Origin of the sequence: Gemella haemolysans, from assembly GCF_001553035.1 — a bacterium.
Taxonomy (GTDB): domain Bacteria; phylum Bacillota; class Bacilli; order Staphylococcales; family Gemellaceae; genus Gemella; species Gemella haemolysans_B.
On the sequence record NZ_KQ959938.1, the window covers coordinates 1 to 17,151 of the forward strand.

The following is a 17,151-nucleotide window of genomic DNA, read 5'->3' on the forward strand; positions in this document are numbered from 1 at the left end:
CCCCTCTCGTCAGTCCTAAATTTTGGAGAACCACTAAAATTCACTATATACATACTCTTGGACATTTGAAAAATCCGTTAAAAAACAATATATTATTATTCCCATTATTACTATATAAAAGAATAATACCCATAGTGTTAATTTTTGTTTATAGCTTAATTTACTTTTTAAGTTTGTAAAGATCTCTTTCAAAATCAATCCATCCTCTCCAACCTAGATGCATCGCATCATACATATAATAGTCTTCATATTCTTTACTTGAATAATCCATTACCTCTATATTATTATTTTTAGCAATTTCTTTTAATTTATTGTAGGCAACTTGTCTCTTTTCACTACCTATTCCAGTATAGTCACTCCATTTCCCGTGAGCAGGAAGAATTGCAAACTTGATATTCAACTTCAAGTCCTTAACAATAGATAATAGTATATCTAAGTCTTCGTATTCTTTAGAATCATCATACTTTGTATTCTTTGAACTATCTTTTAGTTGATTATACTTAACTCTTATGTATTTGTCATAATATGTATTATCTATTTGATAATCATTGTTATTAGTTCTTTCTTTAGCTTCCTCAGCTACTTTTTTATCTAATTCTTCCCAATTATAATCAGGTGTCTTTTCTCCACTAACCGGATAGTTTTCTTTACCTTTATTTTTATAAAAGTTTAATTTATTTTTTAAAACATAAAAGTAATTATCAAGTTTTATAAACTCTCCTGTAAATTTATTACCTTTACCTTCTAAAAAATAACGTTTATAGCTTTTATACTTTTTATTCAATTCCTTATTTGTAGATGAAAGTTCTATAACCCTATTAATAAATTTCTCTTTGGTTTCTCTACTAATATTTTCATTTTTCATAGTATTATAGACATGCTCACTAGAAATCCTAGATAGAAATGCATCTTTTAAAATACCATTCTTATTATCAAACCACTGAATAGATTGAATCATTACTATTTCATTATTCTTTACATCATTCCCTATAGATCCAATAGTAGCCGCATGTATAATATTTTGAGAGTTCCCTACCCCTACTTGCATTATATTAAAATCATCGTAATTAAATATTTTCTTTGGATGATAATTTTCGTTAATTGTTGTAGTTAACTCTGATGAACCTAACAGTAACAAAGTTCTTGGTGTCATATTTTCAACTATGATATCTCTACTTTTGTACTTTTCAAAAGAGGTACTGTATCTAACACTATTATCGTTCGACTTATAGTAAGTTTGTACCTTCTTTAAGAGGGTCACATCTAAAATTACAAGTGTAATTAATACCAATACTATTGATATTAAAAATGCTTTTAATCTTATCATGCTATTATTTCCTATTTTCTATATATGAAATTACCTTGTTTGGGGTATCGATTTCTTCATATGTTACTTCTGTTGGAGCTATGCTTAATCCGAAAATTTCTTCGATTTTTACTAACATTTCTACAAAAGCTAATGAGTCCATCAACCCTTCTTCTTTCATGTTTATGTCTAAATCTTCTCTTACTACTTCATCTTCACAGATTTCTTCTAACATTTCTAATACTTGTTCTTTTATCATCCTTGTTCTCCTAACTCTATATTATTTTTTTAGTACATGGCTTATTAGTTTATATGGTTCTCCCGAGAAGATATATAAACCTATTATTACTAAGTTGATCGTTATGAACCAACTAAGTACTTTGTACCATGTTTCGTTTTTATTCTTTTTGTAAAACTTACTTTTCTTCTGATAGTATTCAAATCCTGCCATCAGTATTCCATGGTAGAATCCATATACTATATAGCTTATTGTTAAGCCGTGCCAAAATCCCATAAGAACCATGTTTACCATATAGGCATACATTGCTGTATTAAGTCTTTTCTTAAATCTTTTTTTCTTTGTTGCTTCCATAAAGACTCTTGAGAATACGAAGTCTCTAAGCCACGTTGATAGTGTTATGTGCCATCTATTCCAGAAGTCTTTTATGTCTATACTTAGGAATGGTTTGTTGAAGTTCATCGGTGTTCTTATTCCTAAGATGTTACTACTACCTACTGCCATTAAACTGTATCCTGCAAAGTCAAAAAATAAGTACAATGTATATAGGTACATGTATTTTAATGAATAAACAAATGTCCCATGGTTTGTTAAACCTACTAAGTAGTGGTAACTTAATGTTGAGAATACTATTTTATATAGTAATCCCAATATTAGTCTGTAGACTCCTTCTCCAGCTAATTCTAAGTACTCTGTCCTCGGCATTCTTTCTTTTATTTCGCCCATAAACCTTCTACTTCTGTCTATCGGTCCTGCGCTAACTGTTGGGAAGAATAGTAGGAATTGTACATATTCTACAGCACTGATTTTTTCTTTTATTAAACCATCTGATATTTCTATCATAATTTGTATTGTCTTAAATGACATATATGATATTCCTATAAAGGCTAATAGGTGTAAATGTGTAGTTGCGAATACTTTGTTTATTACTAGTGGTAATATTGATAGTATTACTAATATTTTTAAGTGTTTTTTACTTTCTGTTTTTTGGGCTATTAGTACTAATATGTATTCAAATAGAATAAATCCTACTAGGTAAGATAACATTGTGATACTTTTACCATATATTACTACGGCAAATATTACTGATAATGCCAATATATAATATTCTATTTTTTTACCTAGATAGTTTATTATAAAGCCTATGATTAGTGCTATAGCTAAGAATAAGAAAAATTCATTTCCGTCAAAGTAGTTCATTCTATACTAACTCCTTTAACTTTTTCTTATCTATTTTACCGTTATTGTTTAGTGGCATTTCTTCTAAGAATACTATTTTTTTCGGTATCATATATTCTGGCACTAATTTTTTTAGTTCTTGTTTTATTTGTTTTGTTACTTCGAAGCGTTTTTCTATTTTTTCGTTATATACTACAAATGATGTCAATGCTTTTACTTTTCCATCTTCATAGCTTGGCACTGTCGCTGCTTGACGTATTTTTTTATTTTTTAGTAGATTGTTATCTATGTCTTCGAGTTCTATTCTGTGCCCATGTAGTTTTACTTGGAAGTCTATGCGTCCTTCACAAAATAGCATACCGTCTTTGAAGTACCCCAAGTCTCCTGTTAGGTAACTTCTTTCTTCTTTTCCATCTACCTCTCCTATACCAAATTTTTCATTTGTTATAGCGTCATTTTTAAAGTATCCTTTTGCGACTGTGTTTCCTGTGATTACTATTTCACCTTTATTTTCTTCATCTGGATTTGCTAGGTGTACTTTTGTACCCCATTTTATTTCTCCTACCGGTAGGTTCTCATAGTATTTTTTATTCACTTCTTTTGTTATTTCTACCCATGTGACCATTACTGTTGATTCTGTTGGTCCATATGTATTTATTACCTGTGCATCTTCAAAGTTTTTATGAATTTTTTCTACTGTTGTGCTGAATAGTTTTTCTCCACAAAAGACGAATTGTTTCACCTTCGGCATTAGACTTTGATTGAAGTTTTTATCTATGAAACACATTTCTATAAATGATGGTGTTGAGATCCATATTGTTGCATTTGATTTATTCAGTTCTTCAAACATTACTTTGAAATTCTCTTGGTGTTTTTTATCTATTTGTACTAAAGAGGCTCCTAGATAAATACTCGGCCATAATGACATTACCGATAGATCAAATGAGAACGGTGGATGTCCTAAAAACACTAATTCTTCTTTTTCATCATAGTATCCTGTGTACCAGTGTAAGAAGTTATTTAGGTTGTTGTATGTAATACATACTCCTTTTGGTTTTCCTGTACTTCCTGATGTGAAAATTATATAGAATATATCTTCATCTTTTACGTAGTTTTCTTTTGAAATAGCGTTTTGAGTACTTGAGATTATTTCTTTAGCTGATTTAACATCTAGCATTTCTCTAGATAGTTCTATTTCTTCTGTGACTAGTACTACTTTTGAGTCTGTTGTTTCTACTATTTCTTCTACTCTTTCTTTCGGTGTATTTATATCTACTGGGCAGAATGCTCTTCCTGATTTTACACACGCTAAAAAGTACACTAACATAAATGGATGTTTATGTCCGTACACTACTATAGGATTTTTGTCTTCACCTAGTTTTTCTTCAAAATAAGACGCAAGTCTATCTGAATACTCTATTAAATTTTTATATGTTAAGTTTTCATTCTGATATATATTATTAATATATACTTCTTTAGAACTATTTTTAAACTGTTCTAGTTTTTCAAAAAAAGTTAATTTCATATTTATTTTATCCTTGCCTCTATATCTATTCTTTATCGACTTTTAATTTTACATCACTATATATCAAAAAGTCGACATTATACTCCTTATATTATTATAATATAAAACTTAAAAAATGTGATTAAAAAATAGAAAAAATTATAAAAAAAATTGATTTATTGCTTTTTATTTTCAAAACAACAAATCAATTTTCATAAGATTTTTCTAAAATCGGATTATTTCAGGTCATTAAGTAACTTTTCTTTTAAATCTTTTGGTTTGAGCTCTACCTTCTCTTTATAACTAAGTCGTGTATCACTATTACTTGCAAAGTTAAATAAAGTTCCCTTCTCAGCAGAATATTGATTTTCAACCTCATAGTTAGATAAATCGAAATCAAATACAAAGATTTTTTCTATAAGTATCATTATATTTTCAAGATTTTTATTAACTAATTTTTCAAGTTCAGGACTTGTAAATGCTTTATGACTATCTGCCCCATGAATTTTCTTAGCTTTTGTAGTTCTAATATACATAATTTCGGGAGCTTTTTCATAAAATTCATCATCTAATATTAAATCACTATTTGCTAAACCTCTTAATCTATAGGTCTTTAAATCTTTACCTAACTTGGCTATTTCTCTATAAAATATCCCTAATATATCTTCTGAATTTCTGTCAAACATCAGTTCACATGCCAATGCATAAGTTAAAATCTGAGAAATAAACCCTAATTCTAAACTATCTAAAGAAAAATCATTTTGACTACTCTTATAATCAATTATTGAAATATTCTTTCCATTAACGTCTACTCTGTCAATTACCCCTGTGAATTTAATAGGTGGTATATTGTATTTTTGTTTCAGTTCTTTTTTATTAACTTCCCCAGTTTTGACATTTTCACATGTAATAACATTGTCTACTATTTCCAGAGTAAATGGTCTTTCTAAGAACGTTGGCATAAACTTCGTTAAAGCAAAGTATTTTATTTCTATTGCTATAGCTACTTCAAGTCTCATAATCATATTATTTAAAATATATTTATGAGTATTTAACAATTCTATTAACTTCAATGTTTCTAATATATCTTTATTATTACTAGAATAAATAACCTCATTCAAGATCTCTTTAATATTAAATCTCTTTGTAATATCTTCATCTTTTAGCACGTCTATATCAAACTTGCTTCCGCAATCAGCTATAAAATTAGTAATTTTTTCTTCTGACATTACTGCGTGGAAAAATTTTCCAGTAACAAGATTATCGATATCAATATCTCTTTCCTCTGCTATTCCAAGTACTCGTTTAACAAAGAATTGATATGGATTCCTTTCGAAATCAGAAATTTTAGAGATACTAAACTTAGAAAAACTTTCTTTCTTAATTTCTAAAAATTCATCTATATATTCTGAACTAAGTTGAAACTTATAATCTCTGATTATTTTAGATAAATAATTTTTAATACTAGTATCATTAGTGAAAAATACTCGGTCATTTAATTCATCAAGAATTTCGTAATTCTCATAACTTTCATGTTCTGAAGTAAGGTGATACTGCTCTAAAAACTTAATCATAAGTTCTACTAAAACCTCAACTTCTTTTGTCTTACTATCTTTCACTTCCATAAATCTACGGTAAATTTTTGCAAATAGATAATTAAATTCCTTAGTTGAAACTATCTCTGAAATATTTTCTAAATAGTAATTATAGTCAGCAATAGAAAATTCTAAGATTTTTGAAGTTTTCTTTTCTTCTAATTCTGGGAATAATGATCTCACTGTATTTAAGTACGGAGATGCAAAATTCTCTTTAAAACTTTTATCAAGTAAACTATAACTTATATATGTTTTTTCTTGTGCCCTTGTCATAGCAATATAGGCTACAAACTCTTCATCAATAAGTGCCGCTTCTTTTGTCGGGGATAAAAAGATATCATCGTTAATTAATCTTTCTTTATCTTTATCGTCTACTAATCCTGAACTTTTAGATACTGGCAATGCATCTTTGTTGAATCCCATAACAAAGACAACTTTTTTATTTTCAACTTTTGCTAAATCCATAGTAGACATAATAATAGAATTATTTATTTCTGGTATTGAACGATACTTAATAGATGTTAATCCAGAATTAAATAGAGTTACGAATTTTTTATATTCAAACTTTTCACTACCAAAATTCTCATTAATATCATTAATATATTCAAGAATTTTTTTATAAACTTGCCTATCTATACTATCAATTTTAAGCTCCTCAATATTATCATACTCACCATCTTCTTTATCAAGATACATTTTAATTTTACAATGATCAAAAACATCTACTAATTTTTTTATATATCTCTTAGCTTGAAGATTATTCTTAGCTGAGACTTCTGAAACCTTATTAATAAGTTCTAATAAAACTTGTCTACAAATTTCAAGCTGTTCAGAGTTAAACTTCCCTGTCTTTTCAATAAAGTAATCTTTTAATATATCTCTATGAGTATTTACAAGTTTCTCATTTAGTATATTTTCAAGATCGTCTATTGAAATTGTCCTAACTTTTTCTAATAAATCGCTGTATCCATATTTTCTTCCAAGATTTTTTACTAAATCACTAGTTGCAAATTTATCCTTTATTACTGTTTCATCTAACTCTGCAATATCTTTTTCTAGTTGTTTTTCATCAATATTTGAATCTCCTAGTAAAACATATGCAATAACCTTTTGGCGATATATGTTCTCAAAATTCGTTAATCTAGTTTTTAACAGATTTAATAATCTAGTTTTAAAACTACCTTCATCAAAATATAATGTTTCTTGTATAAACTTAACTAAACGATGATTGCTAGTTTCAATATTTTTATCTAAATGAACATCTAAATTATAGTCTTTAAATATATTCAAATAATTTTCATATGTATTATCACGATAAAGAATTGCTATCTCATTTTGGTTAATATTGTTATGATTTAGTTTCACAATCTCACGAGCGATTTGTTTAACTTCTAACTCCTTATTTTTGGCACAGATAATTTCAATACTATCATCAGTCTCATACTGTGCTGTGAAGTTTTTATAGTATTTATCAGCAAGAATATCATTAGAAACCCCATTAAAACGTCCTTTATGAGTTTCTAATTCTTCATATTCCTCTACTTTATTATCTTTTATTTTAAATTTCAACGTATTTATTTCTTCTTTTTTTACAAAGGCTACTACAGAAAAATTCACATCATTATTATTTTTCACTATTTCATTCATACTAGCAACAATCTCATGAGATTTTCTAAAAATATCAAGCTTATATTTTTCTTTACTATACAAATCAGATAGATAAAAGTCATTATATTTCATCTTTTCTAGTTCATAACCTTGAAGTAGTTGTGATAAATCAAAATTAAAATATCTATTTGCATCACTTATGACACTTATTATTAACTTTTTAGACTTTTGGGCAAGTTTCTCGATGTAATAATACTCCTGTGCTGTAAAGTTATAGTAAGCATCCACATAAAAAATATAATCACTTAAATCAGTGTATTCCATGTACAAAAGTAATTCATTTATATAATCTACTTTATCAAAAGAACCCTGTTCTTTTAATAACCTCGAATATTCAACATATATTTCTAAAATAGATTCCAATTTTTCTCTGTGACTACTATCTAGATTAGTGTTTTTCTCTAAATACTCTTCTAATACATTAATACTTACGTTATACTCTTTTAATTCATTTATAATTTCTTCAACAACTTCTATGAAATTAACATCTTGTATAATTCTTTTAACTAAAAAGTTCTCATTACTTTCTAAATTTTTTGCAGCTTTATAGAAATAAAATGGTTTAATATTATCTCCTAGTCTACTAAGATTATCCATTCCCAATTGTTTCGATAATCTTCTAGTTAGACTTGAGAAGTTCATAACATCGATATTAAAAGTACCACCAAACTTATCGCACAAGATTTTTTCAAAATTAAAACTGTTCTGTTCTGGAGTTAATACGATTATTTTATGGTTATCTCTATTTAACTCGATATCATTTAATATGTAGTTCGTTTTCCCTACACCACTTGGACCAATTAATAATTCTAAGTTCATGTTTTCTCCTTTCTTTTTATATTACTTTATATTCCAGTCATTTTAATCTTCGCATAATTATCTTTAGAATAGACTTCTACCTTCGGTCTAATTCTTTCTTTTAGCTCACTAACATGTGAAATAATACCAATATTTCTTCCGTATGATTGTAAATCTATTAGCGTTGTTAGCGCAATATCTAGTGTTTCTGTATCTAATGATCCAAATCCTTCATCGATAAAGATAGTTTCAAGCGATATTCCACCACTTTCATTTTGAATAACTTCCGCTAACCCTAAAGCGAGAGCTAAAGAAGCTAAGAATAATTCTCCTCCGGAAAGAGAACTAATAATACGAGTACTATTTAAATAAATATCATGTATTTCAATCTCTAAACCTTGAAGACCTCCACCTTTCGATTTTTCATCACGTCTAATAAATCTATATCTATCATTTGTCATCTGTAGTAATCTTTTAGTTCCCGCAACTAGAATCAAGTCTAGATAATATCCTTGAACATAAGTTTCCAACGATTTTCTGTTTTCAGTTTTTCCGCTGACAACATCACTAAATGCTATAATTTCTCTTATCTCTTTAGATGATTCTAATAGTTCAATATACTCACTATGAATTTTTTTATATAATTTTTTATTATTTTCTAATCTTGTATTAAGAATTACAACTTTTTCTATAAAATCATTAACTTGAAATTCAATATTTTGTAGTTTTCGTTGTCCTTCTTCTAAATCTGGTTGTTCTATCTCTTCTAACTCTTCTACGAGTTTTTCTATATTGTTTACTATAATTTTCTTGGCATCTTCAAATTTATTAATTTGAGATTCAAATTCTTCTAATTTAACCAATTCTGCTATGTCTTCTTCTGCCATTTCTAAAGTTATGTAATACTTATTAAGTTTAGAATCGCTGAAACTCTCTATAATATTTTCTATTCTTTTACTAACTTCCAGTAAATTCGTCTTATTATTTTTCTGTTCTGTCTCTAGTTTGGTTTTTCTTATCAATAATTCATTACTATTATTTTGCTGAACGTTACATCTATTATCAAAGTCTTCAACCTGAGATTGTATTTTCTCATAATAATCAGCAAACTCATCTAGCTCAATTTTCACATTTTTTTCAAACTGTTCTATTTTATTTTTCGCTTCTAGATGTTTTTGTTTAATTTCATCTTCATTTTTAAATAACTCTGAAAGTTCCTCTATTTCTTGATTTAGGCCCTTAATTTTATCCTCAGATATTTTGATTGCTTTACTAATATCCGTTAGTTTAAGATTATCTGTCTTTAATTCGTCTTCTAATTGTGATAGTTCTTCCTTAGATTTAAAGTTAATTGTATCCTCTAAATTTTTCAAAAGAGCACTTATTCTTTCTATTTCTTCTTCATCTTTTTTTATAAGAGTTTCTAGTTGAATTGTATCTTTATTAACTTTTTGAAGTGATTTTTCTATACTTTCATCTACTGCCTCTAAAGAGGGAATTTCTGGTAAGTGTTCAATCTTTTGTTTACATAAAGGACATTCATCACCTTCATGCAATTTCAATAGAAAACCATTTAAAACTTCTTGCTCTTTATTCTTATTTAATAATATAACTTCTTGCTCAAGCTTCTTCTTCTCTACTTCGAGTTCTTCTAATTGTTTTTTATCAAGAGTAAGTTTCAAACTCTTATCATTTACTTCAGAAAATTTATTATTATATTCTTCGAGTTTTTCTACATCTTGCTCTTTCTTTAAAATTTCTAATTTTAACTTACCAATACTGCTCTCTAGTATATTTTTCTCCTCAATATCCTCTAAGTGGCCTTCTTTTGAAACTTTCAACCTAGAATCTAACTCTTTATATGTTTCTTTTTTCAAAGCAAGCTCTTCTAATGTTTCACTATAGATTTCAATGTTGGCTTTTGCAGAATTTAATTCATTAAAGTTATTATAGAAAAACTTATAATCAACAGTTTCCTTTCTAAGTTCTTCTATATTATCTTTTTGTGCATTTAATTCTAATTGTAATTTCTTATTATTTTCTAAGTCTAATTTATATTTGTCTGTATCAATTAATAAATTTTTCTCAATTTTTCTTAATTGTAATTGTTTATTTAATAAAGTACTGTACTCTATAATCTTATCTTTATTCTTTTGCAGCTCTTTTAACTTCTCTACTTCTAATCTTAGACTTTTATAATAGTCTTCTTTTTCACTTAGATTAGCTAGTTCTAACTTGTTATTTTTAAGTTGGATAAATTTATCATTGAGCTTACTTAATTCTATAAATTTCTCTTTTTCTTTAGAAAAACTACGTTCTAATTTTAATAATTCTTTTTTTTCATTTTTTATTGTTTCTTCTTGTGAGTGAATAATACTTAGTATTTCTTCAAAATTTTCATCTTTTAAATATTCAAACTTTATAAGTTCTTCCTCAATATCAAACTGCTCAAATCTAGTAATCAATTCTTTTTCTTTCTGTTTATGTGAACTATCTAATTTTTTAGCTTGTTCTTGTAATTGTTCCACGAATTTTTGATAGAAGTAAGTATTAAATAAAGATCTCAAAGTTTCTTTTTTTTCACTTGATTTTGATAATAAGAACTCTTTAAATTTTCCTTGAGGTAAGATAATTATTTGACAAAATTGCTTATCATCTAAACCTATTAACTCTTCTACTTTTTCTTTTACCTCTTGTTCTTTTGTGGCGATTACTTCTAACTTTTCATCATTATATTGCATTAAAGCAACTTTCCCCGATGTTAGATTTTTATTACCAGCTTTCAAATAAGCCAGAGTTCTCTCAATTCTATATTTTTTACCACTCAATTCAAAATCAAAGTTAACCTGTGTTTTATCCTTATCCAAGGCTGTCTTCGTTCTTAGTGAGGCTATATCTTTACCACCAGTTGTCTTATTGTACAATGCATAAGTAATAGCATCAAATAATGTTGACTTCCCTGAACCAGTTTTCCCTGTTATTAGAAATATAGGTTCATTTATTATTTTATCCCATTCTATTATTTCATTCTTATATGGACCAAATTCTTTTAATTCTAATCTAATTGGTTTCATCTTGATTCACCTTATCTATAATATTTACTAGTACTTGTTTTTGACCTTCAGTTAATTCATTACCAGTTTGTTCATTATAGAATCCCTCTATTAACTGAAAAGGACTCTTAGTTAGCATCTCTCTATCTAATTTCACTTCATTATCGATACTAGTATTTCTTTTTTGCTTTAGTATCAGAGTATTAGGATAATATTCTTTAATTCTAGGTAACGGATCAGTAATTCCCTCTAAACCACTCAGTTCCATACTAAAATAATCATTTTTACAATCATAACTTTGTTGAAATTCTTTCGTTAAAACTTCTTCATAAGATGTACTAATATTGTGTAACTTTCTTTTTTGTTTTAATGGAATAAACTCTTCACTATAACTTTCTTTTGTTACTTCTACAAGCCTCATTCCTTTAGTTTGGGAAGCTTCAGAGAATGAGTACGCCATTGGACTTCCACTATATTTCAAACGTTCTTCATTTATTGCATTCGGATTATGAAGATGACCTAGAGCAACATAATCAAACTTATCAAAGACTTCCACAGCCACATTTTCAACAGTTCCTACAGATATTTCTCTTTCAGAATCTGTTTCTAATCCACCAGAAACAAAAGTATGAGCTACTAAAATATTAGTCTTATTCGTATCTAAATTTTTATAAATTTCATCTATTACTCTTTTAGTTGCTGCATTATGGGTTGTTAATGTAGTATTTTCAAAATATTCTCTCGCTTCAAAGGGTTCAAAATATGGTAATAAATATATATCAGCATCTTCATAAGAAAGTTTATCAAAAGCTTGTTCTAATCTTGTATGAAGATAAAACTTATGTTTGCTAAACCAAGCTTCACCAATCGCTAGTCTTTCTCTACTGTCATGATTTCCACTAATGGCAAAAATTGGTATGTTACATTCTATATTAATTTTAACTAAAAGTTCTTGTAGAAGTGTAGTCGCTTCTTTACTAGGAACACTTCTATCATATAAATCCCCTGCAATAATTAAAAAATCAGGATTAATATTCTTAATCTCAGTTATTAAATTCTCAAACACAAACTCCTGATCTACTAATAAATCTAATCCTTGTAATTTTCTTCCAATATGCCAATCAGCAGTATGTAAAAATTTAACCATATTATCACCTTTTCCTATAAATTATCTCTATTATATTATATATTAAAAACACTTAAAATAGTAGTAAATATTAAATCTCCCTAGAACCAATTACTACTGATAAAAATTATAATAACGTATCATGTTTTAAAGCCCATATAAAAAATAACGAGAAGTAAACCAACTTCTCGTTATAATCATTATCTATTTCCCAAATAATCTTTGGATATCATTCCATGTTACTGCTAACATCAACGCAACCATTAATAATCCAAACGCTACAGTTAAGTAATATTGAGCTTTTTTATTAATTGGTTTTTTAAAGATTGCTTCGTAAATTACGAATATGATACGTCCACCATCAAGAACTGGAATAGGAATTAGGTTCATAAGACCTAAGTTAACACTTAAAATTCCTGTCCATTTTAATGTTGTAATTAAACCACTTTGTGCAGCTGCAGAAGACATTTCATAAATCGCTACAGGTCCACCTAGTTGGTTTAAACTAAATCCTCCATTAAACAATGAAGCAAACAGATTAATAATTCCCATGAAAATCGCAGTTCCATAATATAGAGTTTGTTCAAAACCACTCTTAATTGAACCAGCTAAGTTTTTCTCATACGCTTGGTTTATTCCAAGTTTATAAGTTTTAACTTCTTTACCTTTTTCCACAGTTGTTTCTTCTTTTGGTGTAACTTTAATTTCTTGTTGTGAACCATCACGTGAAACTTTTAATGTAAGCTCAGAACCATTAGAACTTACTATCTCATTAGTCATTTCTTTCCATGTTGTAACACTCTTACCATTTACCTGCTCAACTACATCACCTTGTTTTAATCCTGATGAGTAAGCCGGATAGTTAGAAGCTAGTTCACCTAAACGCGTAGTATTAGATGGTACTCCACTATAAATTGAAATACCTAAGAAAATTGCTAGCGCTAATATAAAGTTCATTAATGGTCCTGCAAATAATGTCCAGAATTTTTTCCCCCATGAGTGTGAAGAAAACATTCTTTCTACTGGAGCAATTTGCTCTTCCATTCCACCAAATGCAACACATGCATCTTTTCTTACTTCATAACGTTCTATTTTATCACCAACAAAACCTTCTACGAATAATTTTTCTGTTAGATCAAATTCATTTAATTCTAATGGAAGTAAATCCATATCATTACTTTTATCTAAAACTATTTTTTCGACCTTATCATTTTCATCTAGTTTTAAATTAATTTTCATTCCTTTTTTTAGGTCATATACCGACATATCATTATTAAAATCAAAAACGTTATCCGGCATTTTTACATATCCACCAACAGGAAGAAGTCTAATCGTAAAGTTAGTCTCCCCTATTTTTTTGTGAAATATCTTAGGTCCCATTCCTATTGCAAACTCTTGGCACAATATTCCTGATTTTTTAGCAACTATAAAATGACCGAATTCGTGAATAGTTACTACTACAAAAAATATTAATATAAATGCTATAATACCTTGCATCTAATACCCCTCTCTATATTTTAAAATAAACTTAGTAATATTATTAAACATGGTGCTGATAGAATAACAGAATCGAATCTGTCAAAAATACCACCATGCCCTGGTAATAAATTACTACTATCTTTTACTTGATATTCTCTTTTGTATGCTGATTCAATTAAATCACCAAATTGACCAACGGCACTAACTACCAATGTAATAGCAATCGCAACTAATAGGCTAGAAAATATATTAGTTGTATAGAAGAACAATAACGCTATTACTATTGATGATAGACTACCTATTACTGAACCTTCAATTGATTTGTTAGGACTTATTTTCGGTGAAAGTTTATTTTTCCCAAACTTCATTCCACCAAAATAGGCAAAACTATCAGTAAACCAAATTGTAAGTAATAAATAAGCTACATGCGATAAGCTCAAGTTTCTTATCATAAACAAACAATAAAATCCTATAAAAATATAGGCAGTTAAAAATATAATTGAACCTATTTCAACAAATTTAATCTTATGTCCAGTACTAACAATTGTTCCTAACATAGCAATCATAGCCAAATATACTATAGCATATTGTGATAAACTTGCGATTTGCTCATGTAGAAATAACAGTGCTCCTGCTAATGACGATGAACCTAAAACTACGATGTTAGTCTCTTTAAAAGTCATTCTAACTATTTCATACATAGCCATCACACCAAGTGCAAAAGTTGTAAATTTGAAATAATCTCCACCTAAAAATAGTAATGGTAGGAAAACAATTAATGCCACTATGGCTGTTATTACCCTAGTCTTCATTTAAACCTCCAAACCTTCTATCTCTACTTTGATATTCTAATAATGCCTTGTAAAATTCTTCTTCAGTAAAGTCCGGCCATGCCACTTTAGTAAACAAGAATTCACTATAAGCAATTTGCCAAAGTAAAAAGTTTGAAATTCTTTGTTCTCCCGAAGTTCTTATTAATAAGTCAGGATCTGGAGTATTAGATGTAAATAGATTTTGACTCACATGTTCTTCAGAAATTTCATCTATACTGTATTTATTATTTTGCACGTCTTTAGTAATTTGTTTAATTGCTCTTAACATCTCATCTTTAGAACCATAATTCAATGCAAAGATTAATTTTAATCCAGTATTATTTTTTGTCTGCTCAATTGCATCATTTACTGCTTTTCTAGTATTTTCAGGAAGTTTCTCTACTACACCAATAACCTCAACTTTTACATTATTTTCCATAAGTTCCGGCATAAAACTACTGAACATCTTTTCAGGAAGATCCATTAAATAACTAACTTCTTCTTTAGGTCTCGCCCAGTTTTCTGTAGAAAAAGCATATAATGTTAGATACTCTACACCTAGTTTTGATGCATATTTTGTTATTTTTTTTACAGTTTGCATCCCTTCATAGTGTCCTTTAATTCTAGGCATATTTCTCTTTTTAGCCCAACGTCCATTACCATCCATTATAATAGCAACGTGTGTCGGAATTTTTTTTAACTCTTGTTTGTCATTTTTTTCCACTAATTCATTTTTTCTAAAAAATTTAAACATAATTCCTCCTATGTAACACACTTCATTATATCATAAAAGGCTTAATGCAACAAACTTTTAATAATTTTTATTAATAACTATAGCTATTAATTTTTTATAGAATAAATATATTATATTTAAACAAAACAACCTATACAATTCTTAATATTCATATAATTTATTTTTCTCTTTTATATAAAGTATTTTAGGTTGCTTTCATTTAATATTCATGCTAGAATATACACATTAAACATGATATTAAAAATGCAAATAAACATTTTTGTCATAAGAATTTTTATAAACTGTTTTCATAATATTTTTAAAATAATTCGACTAGCTTTAGCTTAGCCGTTTTTTTAATATTATTATTTTTTAATATCATGCAAATACATATATTGAAAGGATGATTAAATGAACAAAAATACAAGATGGACTGTCTTATTCGCCTCAATGGCAATTTTACTATGTGCAGGTTCACTATATTCATTTAGTGTTTTTGCAAAACCTCTAAGTGTTTCAAAAGGATGGAGTTTGCCAGATGTTATGCTAGCATTTACTATTAACGCAGCTATTGCTCCTATTCCTACTATTCTAGGAGGATTTATTACAGATAAAGGAAAAGCAAATATCTCTATTATTTTAGGGGGAATCTTATTTGCTGTTGGATTTATTCTTACTGGATTTGCTACTACAAAAGGAATGTTATATTTTAGCTATGGCGTATTATCTGGTGTTGGACAAGCATTTGCATATTCTGGAATTATAAGTAATGCACTTAGATTCTTCCCCGATAAAAGAGGATTAGCTGCTGGTTTAATTACAGGAGCAATGGGAGGGGCTAGTGTTATCGCTGCTCCAATCGCACATAGTCTAATAGCTAATTATGGAGTTCATAATGCATTTATCTACTTAGGTAGTGTGTACTTAGTAATCATTATAATAGCTCTATTCTTCATAAAAGTTGCTCCTGCGAATTATCAACCTGAAGGTTGGATTCAACCTGTTGCAGAAATTAAACAAGAGGCTGCTAATAAAGATTGGAAACAAATGTTAATGAGTTTATCATTTTACTTTATTATTTCAATGTTTGCTATTGGAGCATTCTCTGGACTTATGGTAGCATCAAACGCATCAGTAATCAGCCAAACTATGTTCGGATTATCTGCTTCAGTTGCTGCAACTTTTGTTAGTATTTATGCTCTTTCTAACACATTTGGACGTGTTGTATGGGGGGTTGTTTCAGATAAAATAGGACATGAAAAAACACTTATCGCGATTTATTCGGTAATTGCTATTTCATTATTAACTCTAGTTAACATTAGAACTACAGTTGGTCTGACAGTCGGTCTTGTTCTCCTTGGTCTATGTTTTGGTGGAATTATGGGAGTTTTCGCGCCATTAGTAATGAAAACATTCGGTCCTATAAACCAAGGAGTTAACTACGGGATTGTCTTTATAGGATTTTCTACAGCTGCATTCTTCGCACCTAAATACGCTGCTGGAATTGCCGCTAAAAATAATGGAGATTTTACAGAGGCCTTTTATGTAGCTATCTCGATAGTACTTGTTGGATTAGTAATTAGTATTATTTACTCAATCTTTACAAAACGTAGAATTAAATAATAAACAAAAAAATCATCTCAAAAAAATGAGATGATTT

11 protein-coding genes are annotated in these 17,151 nt (G+C 28.3%); 1 reads left to right on the forward strand and 10 read right to left on the reverse strand.

Features of this window, described 5'->3' with window-relative positions:
• Positions 1-160 precede the first annotated feature (160 nt).
• From dltD to HMPREF3186_RS02820, 10 genes are all read right to left on the reverse strand, one after another.
• A complete protein-coding gene (gene dltD / locus HMPREF3186_RS02775) occupies positions 161-1,327 on the reverse strand; it encodes a D-alanyl-lipoteichoic acid biosynthesis protein DltD (RefSeq protein ID WP_060913842.1) in 1,167 nt (388 codons plus the stop codon).
• Between the two features lie 4 nt (positions 1,328-1,331).
• Positions 1,332-1,565, reverse strand: a complete 234-nt coding sequence (gene dltC, locus HMPREF3186_RS02780) for a D-alanine--poly(phosphoribitol) ligase subunit DltC (protein WP_003145008.1) — start codon at positions 1,563-1,565, stop codon at positions 1,332-1,334.
• A gap of 21 nt (positions 1,566-1,586) precedes the next feature.
• Positions 1,587-2,744, reverse strand: coding sequence for a D-alanyl-lipoteichoic acid biosynthesis protein DltB (gene dltB, locus HMPREF3186_RS02785; protein WP_060913843.1), 1,158 nt, complete (start codon positions 2,742-2,744; stop codon positions 1,587-1,589).
• Between the two features lies 1 nt (position 2,745).
• Positions 2,746-4,248: a D-alanine--poly(phosphoribitol) ligase subunit DltA gene (gene dltA, locus HMPREF3186_RS02790; RefSeq protein WP_060913844.1), complete on the reverse strand. Its 1,503-nt coding sequence runs from the start codon at positions 4,246-4,248 to the stop codon at positions 2,746-2,748.
• Between the two features lie 215 nt (positions 4,249-4,463).
• The gene (locus tag HMPREF3186_RS02795; RefSeq protein ID WP_060913845.1) at positions 4,464-8,309 is read right to left on the reverse strand and encodes a PD-(D/E)XK nuclease family protein; all 3,846 of its coding nucleotides are present in this window, start codon (positions 8,307-8,309) and stop codon (positions 4,464-4,466) included.
• A 26-nt stretch (positions 8,310-8,335) separates the two neighbouring features.
• Positions 8,336-11,362 carry an AAA family ATPase gene (locus tag HMPREF3186_RS02800; RefSeq protein WP_060913846.1) on the reverse strand — a complete coding sequence of 1,009 codons (3,027 nt, stop codon included), beginning with the start codon at positions 11,360-11,362 and terminating at the stop codon, positions 8,336-8,338.
• The gene (locus HMPREF3186_RS02805) at positions 11,349-12,488 is read right to left on the reverse strand and encodes an exonuclease SbcCD subunit D (RefSeq protein WP_060913847.1); all 1,140 of its coding nucleotides are present in this window, start codon (positions 12,486-12,488) and stop codon (positions 11,349-11,351) included. The genes HMPREF3186_RS02800 and HMPREF3186_RS02805 overlap by 14 nt, the downstream gene beginning before the upstream one ends.
• A gap of 183 nt (positions 12,489-12,671) precedes the next feature.
• Complete coding sequence (rseP, locus tag HMPREF3186_RS02810; protein ID WP_060913848.1) at positions 12,672-13,964, reverse strand: RIP metalloprotease RseP; 1,293 nt, start codon at positions 13,962-13,964, stop codon at positions 12,672-12,674.
• Between the two features lie 20 nt (positions 13,965-13,984).
• A complete protein-coding gene (locus HMPREF3186_RS02815; protein WP_060913849.1) occupies positions 13,985-14,758 on the reverse strand; it encodes a phosphatidate cytidylyltransferase in 774 nt (257 codons plus the stop codon).
• Complete coding sequence (locus HMPREF3186_RS02820) at positions 14,748-15,512, reverse strand: undecaprenyl pyrophosphate synthase (protein ID WP_060913850.1); 765 nt, start codon at positions 15,510-15,512, stop codon at positions 14,748-14,750. The genes HMPREF3186_RS02815 and HMPREF3186_RS02820 overlap by 11 nt, the downstream gene beginning before the upstream one ends.
• A gap of 390 nt (positions 15,513-15,902) precedes the next feature.
• On the opposite strand from HMPREF3186_RS02820, the gene HMPREF3186_RS02825 reads away from it, so the two are divergent.
• Positions 15,903-17,114 (forward strand): L-lactate MFS transporter, encoded by a 1,212-nt coding sequence (locus HMPREF3186_RS02825; protein WP_060913851.1) that lies wholly within the window; start codon positions 15,903-15,905, stop codon positions 17,112-17,114.
• The last annotated feature ends 37 nt before the right edge of the window (positions 17,115-17,151 follow it).

Bases quoted from the DNA above. Each gene is read 5' to 3' on its own strand.
- HMPREF3186_RS02820 (WP_060913850.1), bottom strand. From the start codon at position 15,512: ATGTTTAAATTTTTTAGAAAAAATGAATTAGTGGAAAAAAATGACAAA.
- rseP (WP_060913848.1), bottom strand. From the start codon at position 13,964: ATGCAAGGTATTATAGCATTTATATTAATATTTTTTGTAGTAGTAACT.
- HMPREF3186_RS02815 (WP_060913849.1), bottom strand. From the start codon at position 14,758: ATGAAGACTAGGGTAATAACAGCCATAGTGGCATTAATTGTTTTCCTA.
- HMPREF3186_RS02795 (WP_060913845.1), bottom strand. From the start codon at position 8,309: ATGAACTTAGAATTATTAATTGGTCCAAGTGGTGTAGGGAAAACGAAC.
- dltB (WP_060913843.1), bottom strand. From the start codon at position 2,744: ATGAACTACTTTGACGGAAATGAATTTTTCTTATTCTTAGCTATAGCA.
- HMPREF3186_RS02805 (WP_060913847.1), bottom strand. From the start codon at position 12,488: ATGGTTAAATTTTTACATACTGCTGATTGGCATATTGGAAGAAAATTA.
- HMPREF3186_RS02800 (WP_060913846.1), bottom strand. From the start codon at position 11,362: ATGAAACCAATTAGATTAGAATTAAAAGAATTTGGTCCATATAAGAAT.
- dltC (WP_003145008.1), bottom strand. From the start codon at position 1,565: ATGATAAAAGAACAAGTATTAGAAATGTTAGAAGAAATCTGTGAAGAT.
- HMPREF3186_RS02825 (WP_060913851.1), top strand. From the start codon at position 15,903: ATGAACAAAAATACAAGATGGACTGTCTTATTCGCCTCAATGGCAATT.
- dltD (WP_060913842.1), bottom strand. From the start codon at position 1,327: ATGATAAGATTAAAAGCATTTTTAATATCAATAGTATTGGTATTAATT.
- dltA (WP_060913844.1), bottom strand. From the start codon at position 4,248: ATGAAATTAACTTTTTTTGAAAAACTAGAACAGTTTAAAAATAGTTCT.